The organism is Streptomyces sp. RFCAC02, from assembly GCF_004193175.1.
GTDB lineage: Bacteria > Actinomycetota > Actinomycetes > Streptomycetales > Streptomycetaceae > Streptomyces.
The window spans coordinates 4492843-4510133 of record NZ_SAUH01000001.1 but is presented as its reverse complement, the minus strand read 5'-3'; the positions used below and the strand labels follow the sequence as shown (position 1 = coordinate 4510133).

Genomic DNA, 17291 nt, shown 5'->3' with positions numbered 1-17291 from the left:
GACAACCCCGCGCCTGTGGACAACTCCGCCACTCTTCCGAGTGATTCTCAGGGCCTCGTCCCCATCCAGCGCCCGTCCTCCGCCGTGACGGCGAGACTCCGGTCGGCCAGGAAGCGGAGGTACGCCACCGGGTCGAGCGGGTCGCCGTCCGTCCGCTCCCGGACCGGCGGCGCGCCCCGCACCGGCCGGTCCGCGCCCGGCCGCGCCAGGACCGTGCCCTCCCCGCGCGTCAGTCCTGGCAGCGCCGCCACGAGCCGCTGGTGCGGCAGGACCGGCAGTCCGGCGGGGACCAGCCAGCCGTCCGCCGTCTCCCGCGGCTCGCCGAGTTCGGCGCCGATCCCCGCCAGGAAGCCGATGACCTCGCCCAGCGTGTCCGCCGGCACCTCCACGTCCACCGCGCGGCACGGCTCGAAGACCGCGCTCCCCGCCGAACGCAGCGCCCGCAGCACGACCATCGGCGCGAGCCCACGGAAGTCGGCCGCGACGCTCTCGGGGAACTTCGCGCGCGCCCGGAACACCGTCACGACGCAGTCCGTCACCTCCCACCCGAAGACGCCCTGCCCCAGGGTCCGCAGCACCGCGTCCTCCGTGGCCCGCACGAACGCCGCCGGCATGATGCCCCGCTCGTCCGCGTGGACGTACGTCACGCCAGCCCCGCGCGGCGCCGGCTCGATCCGCACGCCGACGGTGGCCCAGAACGGGTTGTCGCGCAGCCCGTCGATCACGGTGAGTGCCTCGCCCGCCCGGGTCGGCCGCTCGACGTACAGCGGCCGTGCCCCCTCGAAGACCGGGTCGACGCCGAAGACCCGCCGCAGCCGCGCGGCGATGACCTCCCGCTGGACCGCTCCGTACAGCAGCAGGGAGATCGCTCCGCCGCCGGAGCGCCGCACGCGGATGAGGGGGTCCTCGTCCGCGAGGGTCGTCAGCGCCGCCCACAGCCGGGCCTCGCCGCCCGGCCCGGCGGGCCGCACGACCGCTTCGAGCGCCGGCGGGGCGAAGTGGGCCGCCGCCGTCCCGCGCGGGTCGCCGTCCTCGCCGCCCAGCCGGTCGCCGACCCGTACGTCGTCGAGGCCGCGCACCCGCCCGATCTCGCCGGCGCGCAGCGGCCCGCCGTCGAAGCCGCCGGGGCGCACCACTTCGATGCCGGTGATCCGGCCGGTGGACTCCCGCGCGGCGCCGCCCGGTTCCCGGCGCCGGAGGGTGATCCGCCGCCGCTCCCGCACCTCCCCCGCCGTCATCCGCACATAGGCGACCTTCCGGCCCCGGCTCCCGTCGCCGGTCTCGGGGCGTTCGACGGCGAAGACCGTTCCGCGCGGCTCCCCGTCCGGCGCCACGGGCGGCCGCAGGTACGTCCTGATGCCGTCCGTCAGGGCGGCCGTGCCCTCGCCCGTCAGCGCCGAGCCGAACCACAGCGGATGCGCGACCCCCGCGGCCGTCTGCCGCGCGAGCCGGTCCCGCAGGTCGTCGTCGCCGGGTCGCGCCGCGCCGTCCACGAGCCGCGCGAGCAGGTCGTCGTCGTGTTCGGCCAGCGTCTGCGCCGCCCGTTCGCCGAGGCGCAGCGGGGCCGTCCGCGCGCCGGGCGTCCCGGCGCCGGTGACCGTGCCGAGCGGGACGGCGTACGGGGTGAGCCGGCGCCGCACCTCGGCGAGCAGCGCGTCGTGGCGGGCGCCGGGCCGGTCGATCTTGTTGACGAACAGCAGTGTCGGCAGGCGCAGGCGCCGGAGCGTGCGCATCAGGACGCGCGTCTGCGCCTGCACGCCCTCCACGGCGGAGAGCACGAGGACGGCGCCGTCCAGCACGGACAGGGCGCGCTCGACCTCGGCCACGAAGTCGGGGTGGCCGGGGGTGTCGACGAGGTTGACGCGCAGGTCGCCGACGGCGAACGCGGCCACCGCCGTGCGGATCGTGATGCCGCGCTCGCGCTCCAGTTCGCCGCTGTCGGTGCGGGCGCTGCCGGCGTCCACGCTGCCCAGTCCGGGGATGGCGCCGTGGTCGAAGAGCAGCCGCTCCGTGAGGCTGGTCTTACCGGCGTCGACGTGGGCGAGAATGCCGAGATTGAGAGTCCTGTCGGACAGGGTGGTCAAAGGGGTCCTCACGGATCGGGGAAGGGGCAGGCAGAAGTTCGACCGCTCCGAGGCGACGCCGCATCTCTCGCTCCTTCTCCCGGTGGTGACGGAGGACCGCCGGCCCCGGGGGGCCGGCCGCGGTGAAGCTACCCGATCCGCCGGGTGGCCGCACGCGTTTTCCGGCTCACCTCCCCCGCCCGGCGGCGGACCCGCCGCCCGTCAGGCCGGCGAGCAGTTCGTCGGCCGCCGCGTACGGGTCGGTGCCGCCCTCGGCGACCCGCTCCGCGAGCGCGGCGAGCCGCCGGCCGTCCGCCACTCCCGCCATGCGGCGGCGCAGCGCCGTCACCGCGATGGCCTCGATCTCCCGCGCGGCGCGGCGCGTACGGCGCGCACCGAGTTCCCCGCGGTCCGTCAGCCAGCCGCGGTGCCGGCCGAGTGCGGCGACGACCTCGTCGACGCCCTCGCCCCGCGCCGCGACCGCCTTGACGACGGGGGGCCGCCAGTCGCCGGGGCCGCGCGGGGCACCCAGGCCCAGCATGTGGTTCAGCTCGCGGACGGTGGCGTCCGCGCCGTCCCGGTCGGCCTTGTTGACGACGAAGACGTCGCCGACCTCCAGGATCCCGGCCTTGGCCGCCTGGACGCCGTCGCCCATGCCCGGGGCGACGAGGACGGCCGTCGTGTCGGCCTGCCCCGCGATGTCGACCTCCGACTGCCCGACGCCCACGGTCTCCACCAGCACCACGTCGCACCCGGCGGCGTCGAGGACGCGGACGGCCTGCGGCGCGGCCCACGCGAGCCCGCCGAGGTGCCCGCGGGTGGCCATCGAACGGATGTAGACGCCGGGGTCGGACACGTGCTCCACCATCCGCACGCGGTCCCCGAGGAGCGCGCCTCCCGAGAACGGCGACGAGGGGTCGACCGCCAGCACCCCGACCCGGTCCCCCGCCCGCCGGAAGGCGCTGATCAGCGCGGACGTGGTCGTGGACTTGCCGACACCGGGCGCTCCGGTGAGACCGACGACGTACGCGTGCCCGGTGTGCGGGGCGAGCCGGGCCATCACCTCCCGCAGCTCGGGGGCCTCGTTCTCCACCAGCGTGATGAGGCGCGCGACGGCGCGCGGCTGCCCGTCGCGCGCCCTCGCGACCAGGTCCGCGACCCCGCCGCCCCCCATGCCCCGCCTCACGCCCCGGGCGCGCGCAGGATCAGCGCGTCGCCCTGGCCGCCGCCCCCGCACAGCGCGGCGGCGCCCGTGCCGCCGCCGCGCCGGCCCAGTTCGAGGGCGAGGTGGAGGGCGATGCGGGCGCCGGACATGCCGATCGGGTGGCCGAGCGCGATGGCGCCGCCGTTGACGTTGACCCGCGCCGGGTCCGCGCCGAGGTCCCGCGTGGACTGCACGGCGACCGCGGCGAACGCCTCGTTGATCTCGATCAGGTCCAGGTCGCCGACGGTCAGGCCCTCCCTGGCCAGCGCGGCGCGGATGGCGTTGGACGGCTGGGACTGGAGCGAGTTGTCCGGTCCCGCGACATTGCCGTGCGCGCCGATCTCCGCGATCCACGGCAGCCCGAGCCGTTCCGCGCGGTGCCGCGCCATCACGACGACGGCCGCCGCGCCGTCCGAGATCTGCGACGCGGAGCCCGCCGTGATCGTCCCGTCGGGGCGGAACGCGGGCCGCAGCCGGGCCAGGGACTCCTCCGTCGTGTCCGGCCTGATGCCCTCGTCCTGCGCGACGGTCACCGGGTCGCCCGTCCGGCGCGGCACCTCGACCGGCACGATCTCCGCGTCGAACAGCCCGTTCTTCCGCGCCTCGGCCGCCCGCCGGTGCGACGCCGCCGCGACCGCGTCCTGCTCGGCGCGGGTGATGCCGAGACGGGTGTTGTGGACCTCGGTGGACTCGCCCATCGCCACGCCGTCGAACGCGTCGGTCAGGCCGTCGTGCGCCATGGCGTCCAGGACCTCCATGGCGCCGTACTTCTGCCCCGTCCGGCCCTTCGGCAGGAGGTGCGGCGCGTTGGTCATGGACTCCTGGCCGCCGGCGACGACCACCTCGAACTCGCCCGCCCTGATGAGCTGGTCGGCCAGCGCGATGGCGTCGAGCCCGGAGAGGCACACCTTGTTGACCGTGAGGGCGGGCACCGTCATCGGGATGCCCGCGCGGACCGCCGCCTGCCGCGCGGGGATCTGCCCCGCGCCCGCCTGGAGGACCTGCCCCATGATCACGTACCCGACCTGGTCGCCGGCGACGCCGGCCCGCTCCAGCGCCGCGCGGATGGCGAAGCCGCCCAGTTCGGCGGCGGTGAAGTCCTTGAGGGAGCCGAGCAGCCGTCCCATGGGCGTCCGCGCTCCCGCGACGATGACGGACGTGGTGCGGCCGGTGGGGGTCGTGGTCATGAGCGCACTCCTCGCCGATGTCGTGTACCGGTCGGTCACTGTACTCAGCGTGACACGGACCGCCGTCCGGGCGAAGACGTGGCGCACGGCACCGTTGCGCGGCCGCCGCGGGAGGAGTCCACTGGGGACATGCTGTCGCGTATCGACCACATAGGCATCGCCTGCCACGACCTCGACGCGACCGTGGAGTTCTACCGCTCCACGTACGGCTTCGAGGTCCACCACCGCGAGGTCAACGAGGAGCAGGGCGTCCGCGAGGCCATGCTCCGCGTCAACGGCACCGACGACGGCGGCGCCACCTGGCTGCAACTGCTCCAGCCGCTGCGCGAGGACTCGCCCGTCGGCAAGTGGCTCGCGCGGCACGGCGAGGGCGTCCACCACATCGCGTTCGGCACCGACGACGTCGACGCCGAGGCCGACGCCGTCCGCGGCAGGGGCGTCCGCGTGCTGTACGACGCGCCGCGGCGCGGCTCGATGGGCTCGCGCATCACCTTCCTCCACCCGCAGGACTGCCACGGGGTGCTGACCGAGATCGTCACGGCGGCCGCACCCGATGCCGCGCGTGGGCACTCGGCCCACTGACGCGCGCTGCCCCGGCCGGTAGAGTGGCCCAGCCGGGGCAGCGAGTATCCCTCTCCTCGTCCCGAGTTCGGCCGTTGACCGACGACGTTCACGCTTACCACGACCAGGGGACGGATGGGACCGCGCGGTGCGGGGCTACGACGCCTACCAGGCTGACGACCACCTCTCGCAACTCGAAGCCGAGATGGACCGGCTGAAGAAGGAGCGGGACAAGGCGGTCGATCACGCCGACGACCTCGGATACCAGGTCGAGGTCCTGCGTGCCAAGCTGCACGAGGGCCGCCGCGCCCTTGCCGTGCGCCCCGTCTACGGGGACGCCGCCTCCCACGCCGAGCAGGTCCTCCGCTCCGCGCACCACCAGGCCGACCAGATGCGCGCCGAGGCCGAGCGCGAACTGCGCGAGGCCCGCAACCGCTCCCAGCACGTCCTGCAGGAGCAGGCCGAGCAGCGCGCCCGCCTCGACGCCGAACTGCACGCGGAGGCCGTGAGCCGCCGCCGCAGCCTGGACGAGGAGCTGGCGGAGCGCCGGTCCACCGTCGAGGCCCACGTCAACGAGAACGTCGCCTGGGCGGAACAGCTCCGCGCCCGCAGCGAGTCCCAGGCCCGCCGGCTGCTGGAGGAGACGCGCGCCGAGTCGGAGCGCGCCATCTCCCAGGCCCGCGCCGAGGCGCTGCGGCTGGTCGACGAGGCACGCTCCCGCCTGGCCGCCGAGGCGGACGCGGCCCGCGCCGAGGCCGAGGAGGTGCTGCGCCGCGCCCGCACGGACGCCGAGCGCCTGCTGACGTCCGCGTCGGCCCGTGCGCAGGAGGCCACCGAGGAGGCCGAACGCCTGCGCTCCAGCACCGCCCAGGAGACCGACGCGGGGCGCCGCGAGGCCGCCGGCCTGCTGCGCGGCGCGGAGGAACGCGCGGCCGAGGCGGACGCGGCCCTGCGCGCGGCCCGTGAGGAGGCCGGACGGCTGCTGGCCGAGGCGGAGGCGGAGGCGGAGAAGCGCCGTTCGGCCGCCGAGTCGGAGTACGAGCAGCGCACCGCGACCGCGAAGGCCGAGATCGCCCGCATGGTCGGCGAGGCCACCCGGGACGCCGAGCGGCGCCGCACCGAGGCCCAGCACGCGCTGGATGAGGCGCAGGCGCGCGCCGAGCAGCTCGTCACGGAGGCCGCCGAGGAGGCGCGCACCAAGTCCGCCGAGGAGTACGCGGCGCAGCTCGCCGAGGCGGCGCGCACCGCCGAGTCCGTCCTCACGAAGGCGACGCAGGAGGCCCAGGCCACCACGCGGGCCGCCGCCGAGGAGGCGGAACGGCTGCGGGCCGACGCCGAGGCGGAGGCCGACCGGCTGCGGGCCGAGGCGCACGACGTCGCGGAGCAGTTGAAGGGTGCCGCGAAGGACGACACCGCGGAGTACCGCGCCAAGACGGTGGAGCTCCAGGAGGAGGCCAGGCGGCTGCGCGGCGAGGCGGAGGCGCTGCGGGCCGAGGCCGCGGAGGAGGCCGAGCGGATCCGCTCCGACGCCGGGCGGGACGCGGTCCAGCGGATCGAGCAGGCGGCGGCCAGCGCCGAGGAGCTGCTCGCGCGGGCGCGCACGGAGGCCGAGGAGATCAGGTCCGGGGCGACCGCGGAGAGCGAACGGGTCCGCACCGAGGCCATCGAACGCGCCACGACCCTGCGCAACCAGGCCGAGGCCGCGCTGAAGAAGGCCCGTGCCGAGGCCGACGCGCAGCTCGCCGAGGCCGCCTCTGCGGCGGAGCGCACGACCGCCGATGCGGCGGAGGCCGCCCGGCTGACCAGGGACGAGGCGCGCGACGCCGCGCGCGCGGAGCGCGAGGCGGCCCGGGCGGAGCTGGAGCGGCTGCGCGGCGAGGCGGAGGCGCGGGTCACCGCCGCCGAGGAGGCGCTGGCGGCGGCCCGTGCCGAGGCGGACGCGCTGCGGGCCGGGGCGGCCGCCGAGATCGAGCGGCTGCGCACCGAGGCGGCCGAGCGTGTCCGTGCCCTGACCGAGCAGGCGGAGACGGAGGCGGCGCGGCTGCGCGAGGAGGCCGCGGCCGACGCGGGCCGCGCCAGGACCGAGGGCGAGGAGGTGGCCGTCCGGCTCCGCGCCGAGGCCATCGCCGAGGGGGACCGGGTCAGGGAGGACGCCCTGCGCGCCGCCGACCGGGTGCGGGAGGAGGCCGCCGCCGCCGCGGAGCGCACGGCGGGCGAGGCCGCCGAGACCCTGGCCGCCGCCCGCGACGAGGCGGCGCGCCTGCGCACGGAGGCCGACACCCTGCTCACCGAGGCGCGCGACGAGGCGCACCGGGAGCGGGCGCAGGCCAGGGAGCAGAGCGAGGAGCTGCTCGCGGCCGGCCGTGCGCGGCTGGACGAGGCGGAGCGCCGCGCCGACACGCTCGTGTCCGCCGCCGAGCACAAGGCCCAGCAGGTGCGGGACTCGGTCAGCGGCCTGCGGGACGCGGCCGAGGCGGAGATCGCGAAGCACCGTGCCGAGGTGGAGCGGGAGGCCGCCCGCGTCCTGCGCGACGCGGCCGAGGAGAAGGAGGCCGCCGCCGCGCTCGCGGAGCGCACGGTGCGCGAGGCCATCGCCGAGTCGGACCGGGTGCGGGCCGAGGCCGCCGCGGAGGCGGAGCGGGTCCGTGCCGAGGCCGACGCGTTCCAGGACCGCGCGCGGCAGGAGGCGTCCCGCAAGCGGACGGAGGCCGCGGCCCAGGCGGACGAACTCCTCACCAAGGCACAGGAGGAGGCCGCCCGCATCCGCGCCGAGGCCGAGGACACGCGCGACCAGGCACGCAAGGACGCCGCCCGCAAACGCACCGAAGCCGCGGCCCAGGCGGACGAACTCCTCACCAAGGCACAGGAGGAGGCCGCCCGCATCCGCGCCGAGGCCGAGGAGACCCGCGACGAGGCGCGCAAGGACGCCGCCCGCAAACGCACCGAGGCCGCCGCCCAGGCCGACGAACTGGTCGGCAAGGCGCAGGAGGAGGCGGCCCGCATGGCGACGGCCGCCGAGGAGCAGTCGGACACGATGATCGCGGCGGCCCGTACCGAGGCGTCCCGCGTCGTGGCGGACGCGCGGCAGGCCGGCGGCGAGCTGGTGGAGACGTCCCGCGCGGACGCCAACCGGCTGCTGGAGGAGGCCCGCAGGGACGCCGCGTCGATAAGGGACCGCGCGGAGGACCTGCGCGCCCGTGTCGAGGCGGAGGTCGAGGAGCTGCACGAGCGGGCGCGCCGCGAGTCCGCCGAACTGGCGCGCGCGGCCGGTGAACGGGTCGACAAGCTGGTGGAGGCCGCCGAGGAGCAGCGGGAGGAGGCGCGCGCCGCCGCCGAGAAGACCGTGTCGGACGCCGACTCCGAGGCCAGCAAGATCCGGGTCGCGGCGGTGAGGAAGGCGGAGATGCTGCTGAAGGAGGCCGAGCAGCAGCGGTCGAAGGCCGTGCGGGAGGCCGAGCAGCGCAGGGCCGACGCGGAGCGCGAGGCGAAGCGGCTCGTGGAGGAGGGAAGCGTGAGCTGGACAAGCTCACGCGGCGGCGTGAGGACATCAATTCGGAGATCTCCCGCGTCCAGGACGTGTTGGAGGCGCTGGAGGGTTTCGAGGCGCCGAAGGCCGGCGGTGGCGGCGGGAAGTCCGCTGCGAAGTCCGGCAGCGGCGGCGGCAACGGCGGTGGGAACGGCGGCGGCGGTGCCGCCGGGAGCGGCCGGGGTCCGGTCGGCGGGCGGGGAGTTCCCGACCCGCGGGTCGCGGGCCGCCCGAAGTCCGGCGCGGGCGCGGGACCGCAGCGGCCGGGCGGCGGACCCCAGCGTTCGGGCGGCGGGAAGCGGCCCACGTCGTGACGTCCCGGTGCGGACGGAGCGAACGCCTGCCCGCCCGTGTACCCGTTCCCGCGAACCGGGCGAACATTCTCCACACAGAAGTGCGATCCGCTCGAAGACACGCCGTTCGCCCCCTAGGATGAGGCTTCCGAGGGCATGGACCCGTCTGACCGAAGGCTGAGGAGTTCTCCCTTCGAAGCGCTGAACGCCAAGCCACACGATCACCTACTCACTCACCCGTCTGAATCGACAGGAATTCCATGAGCGACACTTCCTCCCCCTTCGGCTTCGAGCTCGTGCGGCGTGGATACGACCGCGGGCAGGTGGACGACCGCATCTCGAAGCTCGTTGCCGATCGCGACAGCGCCCTGGCCCGCATCACCTCGCTGGAGAAGCGGATCGAGGAACTGCACCTCGAAACGCAGAACGCCCAGGCCCAGATCACCGACGCCGAGCCCTCCTACGCGGGCCTCGGCGCCCGGGTCGAGAAGATCCTCCGCCTCGCCGAGGAGGAGGCGAAGGACCTGCGCGACGAGGCCAGGCGGGCCGCCGAGCAGCACCGTGAGCTGGCCGAGGGCGCCGCCCAGCAGGTGCGCAACGACGCGGAGGCGTACGCGGCCGAGCGCAAGGCGAAGGCCGAGGAGGACGGCACCCGCATCGTCGAGAAGGCGCAGGGCGACGCGGCCGCCACCCGGGCCGAGGCGGAGAAGGACGCCCAGGCCAAGCGCGAGGAGGCGGACGCCCTCTTCGAGGACACCCGTGCCAAGGCGGCGCAGGCCGCGGCCGACTTCGAGACCAACCTCGCCAAGCGCCGCGAGCAGTCCGAGCGCGACCTGGCGTCCCGTCAGGCGAAGGCGGAGAAGCGGCTCGCGGAGATCGAGCACCGCGCCGAGCAGCTCCGTCTGGAGGCGGAGAAGCTGCGGACGGACGCCGAGCGCCGTGCCCGCCAGACGGTGGAGACCGCGCAGCGCCAGGCCGAGGACATCGTGGCGGACGCGAACGCGAAGGCCGACCGGATCCGCAGCGAGTCGGAGCGCGAGCTCGCCGCCCTCACGAACCGCCGCGACAGCATCAACGCCCAGCTCACCAACGTCCGCGAGATGCTGGCCACGCTGACGGGCGCCCAGGTCGCCGCCGCCACGCTGGACGACGACGACAGCGACAGCCTGGGCAAGGGCGTCCCCGCCCAGCAGTCCCGCTGACCCGCGCCGCGTTCACCGCAACGGCCCAGGGCCGCCGTCCTCACCGGGCGGCGGCCCTCGCGCTGTCCTAGCGTCGAGGCATGATCGAGCTGTCGGACCTGACCAAGCGGTACGGGGGGCGGACGGCGGTCAGCGGCCTGACGTTCACCGTACGGCCCGGCCGGGTCACGGGCTTCCTCGGTCCGAACGGCGCCGGCAAGTCGACCACGATGCGCATGATCCTCGGTCTCGACCGCCCGACGGGCGGCCGGGTCCTGGTCGACGGCGTGCCGTACGAGCGGCTGCGCACCCCGCTGAGGGTCATCGGCGCGCTGCTGGAGGCCCGCGCGGTGCACCCGGGCCGCACCGCGTACCACCACCTGCTGTGCCTGGCCCAGTCGAACGGGATACCGCGCCGCCGCATCGACGAGGTCCTCGACATCGTGGGGCTCACGGCGGTGGCGCGCGGGCGGCCCAAGGGGTTCTCGCTGGGGATGGGCCAGCGGCTCGGGATCGCGAGCGCGCTGCTGGGCGACCCGGCGATCCTGATGTTCGACGAGCCGGTGAACGGGCTCGACCCGGAGGGCATCCACTGGATCCGCACGCTGATGCGGCACCTGGCGTCGCAGGGCAGGACGGTGTTCGTGTCGAGCCATCTGATGAGCGAGATGGCGCTGACCGCCGACCATCTGGTGGTCATCGGCCGGGGCAGGCTCCTCGCTGACACGGCCATGGACCGTTTCATAGAGGAGAACTCGGCCACTTTCGTGCGGGTGCGGACCCCGGAACCGGAGCGGATGCGCGACCTGCTGACGCGGATCGGCGCATCGCCGGGCCAGGAGGCGGACGGCGCGCTGACCGTGCCGGGGTCGGACGCGGCGCGCATCGGTGAGCTGGCGCACACGAACGGCCTGGTGCTGCACGAGCTGAGCGTGCAGCAGGCGTCCCTGGAGGAGGCGTTCATGCGGCTGACGCACGAGACCGTCGAGTACCAGGCGAGGGGTTGACGGGTGGCGGGCGCGGGCGCGGGCCGGGTGCTGCGGTCGGAGTGGACGAAGATCAGGTCGGTGCGCTCCACACGGTGGACGCTCGCGGCGGCGCTGCTGGTGACCGTCGTGCTGGGGACGCTGATCAGCCTGCTGGTGCGGAACACGTTCGACGACCTGTCGCGCGCCGACCGGCTCACGTTCGACCCGACGCTGACGAGCTTCGCGGGCACGTCCCTCGGCCAGCTCGCGATGATCGCGTTCGGCATCCTCGTCGTGTCGAACGAGTACAGCACCGGCATGATCCGCGCCTCCCTGGCCGCCGTGCCGCGCCGCGGGCTGCTGCTGGCCTGCAAGCTGGCGGTCGCCACGGCGCTCGCGCTGGCGGTGGGGATGGTGACGAGCTTCCTGGCCTTCTTCGGCGGGCAGGCCGTGCTGGGCGGGCACCGGACGACGCTGGCCGAGCCGGGCGTGCTGCGGGCGGTGTTCGGGGGCGGCCTGTACATGACGCTGATCGCGCTGTTCGCGATGGGGATGACCTGGGTGCTGCGCAGCCCGATGCTGTCGTTCGGTGTGCTGATGCCGTTCTTCTTCCTCGTGTCGGGCATCCTCGCGAACGTGTCGGCGACCGAGCGGATCGGGCACTACCTGCCGGACCAGGCGGGGCAGCGCATCATGTCGGTGGTGGACACCGGGGACCGGCCGTACGGACCGTGGACCGGCCTCGGGATCATGCTGCTGTGGGTGGCGGCCGCCGTCGTCGCGGGCTGGCTGGTGCTGCGGCGGCGCGACGCCTGACCCGCGCTCAGTAGCGCGGCGCGTTGCGCGACCGCTGGACGCGCGCCCTGCGGCGGTCGCGGGCGTTCCAGCAGGCGGCGTGCCAGTGCCTGCGGTCCTCGACGGCGCCGAGCCGCGGCCACGCGACGACGTGCGGCACGCCGGGCGGGATCTCCTGGTCGCAGCCGGGGCAGCGGTAGTGCTTGGCGGCGGCGCCGCCGGTGATGCGGCGCACCACCCACTCCTCGCCCTGCCACTCCTCGGTGTTCTCCAGGCCGTGGACGCGCGGTCCGTCGTCCGCGCCGGCGGTGTTCGGCCGGGTACGGCCCTGGGGCCTGTTGCGTCGGGGGGACATGACGCCGAGTGTACGCATCCGCCCTTCCGACCCCTTGCGTGATGATCCGAAAAACCGGCGGGCGGACCGTGCCCTGGCCGGGTGTCGTCCGTTGAGCCCTGCGGGATCCGGAGATCCGGCGCGCGGATCGGACCCACCTGGAAGGGGACACCCAGCATGAACGACTCGACGCCCGGCGCGGCGGGCTCCCTGCGGATAGGCACATTCGTCCTGGCGGGGCAGTATCCCGGGCAGAGTCAGCAGGAGGCGCTGCACCGGGCCGTCCGGTCGGCCGTCGTCGCGGACGAGGCGGGCCTGGACGCCGTCTGGCTCGCCGAGCACCACTTCGTGCCCTACGGCCTGTGCCCGTCGGCCACGACCCTGGCGGCCCTGCTCCTCGGCAGGACACGCCGCATCGGAGTCGGGACGGCCATCAGCGTCCTGTCCACGGCGCACCCGGTGGCGCTCGGCGAGCAGGCGGCGCTGCTGCACCTGCTGTCCGGCGGCCGGTTCACCCTCGGCGTGGGCCGCGGTGGCCCGTGGGTGGACCTCGAGGTCTTCGGCGGGGGCGCGGAGGCGCTGGAGCGCGACTTCCCCGAGTCGCTCGACCTCCTGCTGCGCTGGCTGCGCGAGCCGCGCGTCGCGGCGGACGGCGAGCGCTACCGGTTCCGCGAGGTGGACGTCGTGCCCCTGCCCGCGAGCCCGCCGCCCGTGGTGGTGGCCTGCACGTCCCCCGGGACCGTACGGCTCGCCGCGCGCCGCGGCCTGCCGATGCTGCTCGGCATGCACATCGACGACGCGGAGAAGGCGGGGATGGTGGCGCTGTGGCGCGCCGAGGCGGCGGCGGCCGGCGTACCGGCGGCCGAGGTGGCGGCGGCCGGGCATGTCGCGGCGGGTGTCGCGCAGGTCGCGGACACGGCCGCCGAGGCCATGGGCGTCCTGCGCTCGGCGCTGCCCCGCTGGCTGAGCCACGGCCTCGCGGCGCACCAGACGTTCGACGGCAGACCGCGCCGGATGCGCGATCCGCTCGCCTACACGGAGCTGCTGTGCCGCCTGCACCCGGTGGGCGACCCGGGGCGCTGCGCCGACCGGATCGCCGCCACGGCCGCGGCCACGGGGATCACCCGCTTCGCCCTGCTGGTGGAGGGGTCGGGCGACACGGCCGCCACGGAGGAGAACGTACGGCGCCTCGCGGCCGAAGTGCTGCCGCTCCTGCCCCGCCACGCCGGCGGGGGAACGGCAGCACGCGGCGGCACGGCGGTCAGCAGTCGCGCAGTTCCGGCGACTGGTTGAGCAACTGGCTGCGGACGGACGTGAACCGCGCGTGGACCTCCTCGCGGCCCGCGGGCGGGAAGACGGCCACGCGGTGGCAGTTCTGGAAGGCGAGACGGACCCCGAAGTGCCTCTCCAGCGCTCCCCTGATGGCGTCGCTGGCGAGCGCGCGCAGCAGTTGGCCGCGATCGTGCTCACTCGGCGGCGGCGTCGTGTTGTCGGCGAAATCACCGCCGTCCGCGTCGAGCCGGGCGACGAGTGAGCTGATCATCTCCCAGGCGAACGGCAGGGAAGTCCGGACGCAGTCGACGAACTCCTCGTCATCGACCTCGCCCCGCTCGGCCCGGGCGAGCAGTGCCGGTGAGACGTCGAGCGACATGAATGTCTCCTCTCGGACCCCGAGCGGGGTCTCGTGGAACGGCCCGGGGACCCGACCGCCCAGCGCCACCGCAGACCACGGGTGAAACAGCTGTGCCCGGCGGCGACGCCCCCAGGGCAAACGGTAGGCGTCCCGCCCCGTGCATGTCAGGGATACGGGGCACATAACCGGCCACGGCCTGAACCCAACCGTCCCGCACGCCCCAGGAGGACCCCAGGCCACCCGAGCCTGCCCCCACCGATCAACCGGCGTACACGGGAGGCGCGTTCGGCCGCGCACCCGCTCCGGTGCCCCACCCGTCCCGGGGCTCGGCCGGTGACGTCTAGGCTGGCGTCCATGCGTCTCGTCATCGCCCGTTGCTCCGTGGACTACGCCGGCCGCCTCACCGCCCATCTGCCCCTGGCGCCGCGGCTGATCCTGATCAAGGCGGACGGCTCCGTCTCGGTCCACGCCGACGACCGGGCCTACAAGCCCCTCAACTGGATGTCCCCGCCGTGCACGCTCAAGGAGGCCCCGGCGGAGGAGGAGGGCGGCCCGGCCGTCTGGACGGTGGAGAACAAGGGCGGCGAGAAGCTGATCATCACCATGGAGGAGGTGCTGCACGACTCCTCGCACGAGCTGGGCGTCGACCCGGGCCTCATCAAGGACGGTGTGGAGGCCCATCTCCAGGAGCTGCTCGCCGACCGCATGGAGACGCTGGGCGACGGCTGGTCCCTCGTCCGGCGCGAGTACCCGACGGCGATCGGCCCGGTGGACATCCTCGGGCGTGACGCGGACGGCGCGACGATCGCGGTGGAGATCAAGCGGCGCGGGGAGATCGACGGCGTCGAGCAGTTGACGCGGTACCTCGAACTGCTGAACCGCGACCCGCTCCTCGCCCCGGTGCGCGGGGTGTTCGCCGCGCAGGAGATCAAGCCGCAGGCCCGCACCCTGGCCACCGACCGGGGCATCCGCTGCGTGGTCCTCGACTACGACGCGCTGCGGGGCATCGAGGACGACAAGCTGCGCCTGTTCTGACGGACGGGCGGACGCGTCGTACGGGACGGGCGGCGCGCGGACACTTCCCGCGCGCCGCCCGTCCCCCGCCGTCAGGCGATGGGGGCCTCGCTCTCCGAGGGGGTGAGGCTCGTGGACGCGTTGGCGCCGCCATCGGTGCCGGGCGTCGGGGTGCCGGTCGGGTCGTCCGTCCCGTCGTCGCCCTCGCTCGTGCCGGTGTCGCTGTCGCCCGGCTCGGTTGTCGGCGTCTCCTCACCCGTGGAGCCGCCGTTGTCGCTCCCGCCGCCCGGATCGGTGGTGGTCTCCCCGTCGTCGTCGCCGGGTCCGCCGGCGTCGTCGTCGGTGTCCCCGCCATCGCCGGCATCGTCGTCACCGCTGCCGCCGTCACCGCCGCCGCCCGGGGTGTCGGAGGTGCTGCCGGAGCCGTCCGTGGACGAGCCGGTCTCCTCGTCGCCGGGGTCGGTCCAGGACTGGGTGGGACCGTCCGTCGGCGACGCGTCGTCCGTCGCCTCGTCGGTGCTCCCGGCGGACGGCGCCTCGGTCTCCTCCTCCGTCTCGGACGCCTCGTCGGACGGCCGGGCCGTCGTGTCGTCCGACTCCTCGCCGAGCGGCAGGTCCGGGTCGGAGACGGCCGGGTCGGTCGTGGCCGTCTCGGGCTCCTCGTCCGTGCCCGAGCTGAGCCCGAACGCGACCACCGTGCCGAGGACCGCGACCAGCAGGGCGCCCGCGCCGGCGAGGGCGACATTGCGCCGGACGCCGCGGCGCCGCCCGGCGCCCCCGTCGTCCGCGTCCATGCCGCGCACGCCCATGATCACGTGGGTGTCGGCCGCGTCGTCGGCACCGTGCGGCGGCGCGTCGAACACCGCGGCGGACTCGGCCACCGACGCGGGCAGCGTCACCGTGTCGTCCCGGGCGCCGGCCGGCGGATCGGCGGCCTGCGGGGCACCCGCGGGCAGGCCGCGCGGCGGCGTCAGGTCCACGGCCGGCGGCTGCGCGGGACGGCTCAGGTCCTCGACGAGCGTGAGGGCGCGGCGGCCGGCGACGGCGCCGCCGGCGTCGGCGAGCACCCCGCGCAGCGCGGTCGACGCCTCAAGCTCCACCCGGGCGCGGTCCAGGCTGCCCCGGCAGATCATGAGGACGCCGAGTTCGTGGTGGAAGTACGCCTGCTCGGCGACCTCGCCGGCGGCCCTGGCCGCCTCCTGGCCGCTGCGGAGCACACGCTCCCACGCGCCCCAGCGCAGCGCCGCCGCCAGCAGCGGTGCCGCCGTGCGCGCCAGCCGTGTCACGTCCGCCGCGTGGCCGGCGCGCTGCGTGGCGGAGACGGCGGCCAGCACGGCGTCGGCCTCGGTGGCGGCGCCCGCGGCGCCCGCGGCCGGCTGCGCGAGCCACCAGGTGTAGTGCTGCGCGGTGACGAGGACGCGGTCGTCCGAGTCCTCGCCGTAGCCGGCGTCGGTCAGCTCGGCGACGAGGACGGGCGCGATGCGGTGGCCCGTCCCTGCGGCGGTGAGGAGGCCGGTGTCCAGCAGCTCGGTGAACGCCTGGGCCGCGTCCGTCGCGCCGGTGACGGCCGGGAGCTGGTCGGGGCCGGGGAGTTCGCCCCCGAGGGCGACGGCGAGGCGCAGGATCTCCCGTGCCGTGGGAGACAGTTCAGCGGCGAGCGCGGCGGTCAGGCCGTCCGCGCCGGGCAGCGGCGCCCCCTCGGCGCGCCGCCGCAGGAGGGCGCCGGCCTCGGTGATCCGCAGCGGCAGCCCTTCCGACGCGCGGCACAGGCCGGTGGCCCAGGCCACCTCGGTGTCGTCGAGGGAGCGGTCCGCCGCGAGTTCGAGGAGCGCGAGGGCGGCGGCGGTGGACAGCCCCGGCAGGGCGACGTCCTCGACGCGTGCGGCGGGCGACGGCGCCGGCACGTCCGGCCCCGCGCCGAGGAGGAACGCGCACTCGGGGGTGGCGGCGAACAGCTCGTCCAGGGCGGAGCCGCCGAACTCCAGGTCGTCCAGGACGACGACCGCGCCGATCTCGCGGAGCGCGGCGGTCAGCTCGGTCGGCCCCGGGCGGTAGCCGGCGGTGTGGTGGACGGTCGTGAACAGCTCCTGGAGGACGTCCTCGACGGAGCGGCGGTGGCCGTTGAGACGGATGACACCGTACGGGGCGAGGCCGGCGCAGTCGCGCGCGACGGCGGCGAGCAGCGCGGAGCGGCCCGACCCGTCGGCCCCGGTGACGCGCGCGGACCGGCCCCGGGACAGGAGCCCGTACAGGCGGTGGCGTATCTCGTCGCGTTCGAACAGGGGGGCGTCGGCGACGGACGCCGCGGGGCCCGGCAGGGTGCCGGGCGCGCGGCGCGGCGCGATCGGGCGGCGGCCGGGCGGGCAGGAGACGATTTCGCTGCCGTCCACGGGGTTCACGGTGAGCAGGAAGTCGCCTGCGACGAGTTCGACGACCCGTCCCGTCTCGCGGGGCTGCTCACCGTTCGGGGCGGAGGGGTTGAGGTCCATGCTCTTCGTCTCTCGAACGCGGTGCGGAGGAGTTGCGGATGGT

At 75.6% G+C, this 17291-nt stretch carries 12 protein-coding genes and 1 pseudogene; 7 read left to right on the top strand and 6 right to left on the bottom strand.

All coding sequences use genetic code 11. The annotated features are described in order from the left end of the window. Nucleotides 1-47 precede the first annotated feature (47 nt). From EMA09_RS21010 to EMA09_RS21000, 3 genes are all read right to left on the bottom strand, one after another. On the bottom strand, nt 48-2084 hold the full coding sequence (locus EMA09_RS21010; RefSeq protein WP_240796493.1) for a GTP-binding protein: 2037 nt from the start codon (nt 2082-2084) through the stop codon (nt 48-50). Between the two features lie 166 nt (nt 2085-2250). Continuing rightward, nucleotides 2251-3237 carry a methylmalonyl Co-A mutase-associated GTPase MeaB gene (gene meaB, locus EMA09_RS21005; RefSeq protein WP_129842536.1) on the bottom strand — a complete coding sequence of 329 codons (987 nt, stop codon included), beginning with the start codon at nt 3235-3237 and terminating at the stop codon, nt 2251-2253. An 8-nt stretch (nt 3238-3245) separates the two neighbouring features. Next, nucleotides 3246-4454 (bottom strand): acetyl-CoA C-acetyltransferase, encoded by a 1209-nt coding sequence (locus EMA09_RS21000; protein ID WP_129842535.1) that lies wholly within the window; start codon nt 4452-4454, stop codon nt 3246-3248. Between the two features lie 129 nt (nt 4455-4583). On the opposite strand from EMA09_RS21000, the gene mce reads away from it, so the two are divergent. The 5 genes and pseudogenes from mce to EMA09_RS20975 all read left to right on the top strand — a co-directional run bounded on the left by mce (nt 4584) and on the right by EMA09_RS20975 (nt 11799). After that, on the top strand, nt 4584-5036 hold the full coding sequence (gene mce, locus EMA09_RS20995) for a methylmalonyl-CoA epimerase (RefSeq protein ID WP_129842534.1): 453 nt from the start codon (nt 4584-4586) through the stop codon (nt 5034-5036). A 127-nt stretch (nt 5037-5163) separates the two neighbouring features. Beyond that, nucleotides 5164-8855, top strand: a pseudogene (locus EMA09_RS20990) (hypothetical protein). Between the two features lie 239 nt (nt 8856-9094). Further along, entirely contained in the window at nt 9095-10036 is a 942-nt protein-coding gene (locus tag EMA09_RS20985) for a cellulose-binding protein (protein ID WP_129842533.1), read from the top strand. 80 nt (nt 10037-10116) lie between these two features. Then, nucleotides 10117-11022 (top strand): ABC transporter ATP-binding protein, encoded by a 906-nt coding sequence (locus EMA09_RS20980; RefSeq protein ID WP_129842532.1) that lies wholly within the window; start codon nt 10117-10119, stop codon nt 11020-11022. Between the two features lie 60 nt (nt 11023-11082). Beyond that, the gene (locus tag EMA09_RS20975) at nt 11083-11799 is read left to right on the top strand and encodes an ABC transporter permease (RefSeq protein ID WP_240796491.1); all 717 of its coding nucleotides are present in this window, start codon (nt 11083-11085) and stop codon (nt 11797-11799) included. A gap of 7 nt (nt 11800-11806) precedes the next feature. On the opposite strand, the gene EMA09_RS20970 is transcribed toward EMA09_RS20975, so the two are convergent. After that, entirely contained in the window at nt 11807-12133 is a 327-nt protein-coding gene (locus EMA09_RS20970; protein ID WP_129842530.1) for an ATP/GTP-binding protein, read from the bottom strand. Between the two features lie 189 nt (nt 12134-12322). Between EMA09_RS20970 and EMA09_RS20965 the strand changes: the two genes are divergently transcribed. After that, a complete protein-coding gene (locus tag EMA09_RS20965) occupies nt 12323-13405 on the top strand; it encodes an LLM class flavin-dependent oxidoreductase (RefSeq protein ID WP_129844173.1) in 1083 nt (360 codons plus the stop codon). Here the strand turns inward: EMA09_RS20965 and EMA09_RS20960 are convergent. Next, nucleotides 13374-13763, bottom strand: a complete 390-nt coding sequence (locus EMA09_RS20960; protein WP_129842529.1) for an SCO5389 family protein — start codon at nt 13761-13763, stop codon at nt 13374-13376. The two genes, EMA09_RS20965 and EMA09_RS20960, sit on opposite strands and share 32 nt — an antisense overlap. Before the next feature lie 336 nt (nt 13764-14099). Here EMA09_RS20960 and nucS point away from each other — a divergent pair, with 336 nt between their 5' ends. Continuing rightward, nucleotides 14100-14780: an endonuclease NucS gene (gene nucS, locus EMA09_RS20955; RefSeq protein ID WP_129842528.1), complete on the top strand. Its 681-nt coding sequence runs from the start codon at nt 14100-14102 to the stop codon at nt 14778-14780. 71 nt (nt 14781-14851) lie between these two features. On the opposite strand, the gene EMA09_RS20950 is transcribed toward nucS, so the two are convergent. Beyond that, nucleotides 14852-17248, bottom strand: coding sequence for an ATP-binding protein (locus EMA09_RS20950; protein WP_129842527.1), 2397 nt, complete (start codon nt 17246-17248; stop codon nt 14852-14854). Nucleotides 17249-17291: the final 43 nt, after the last annotated feature.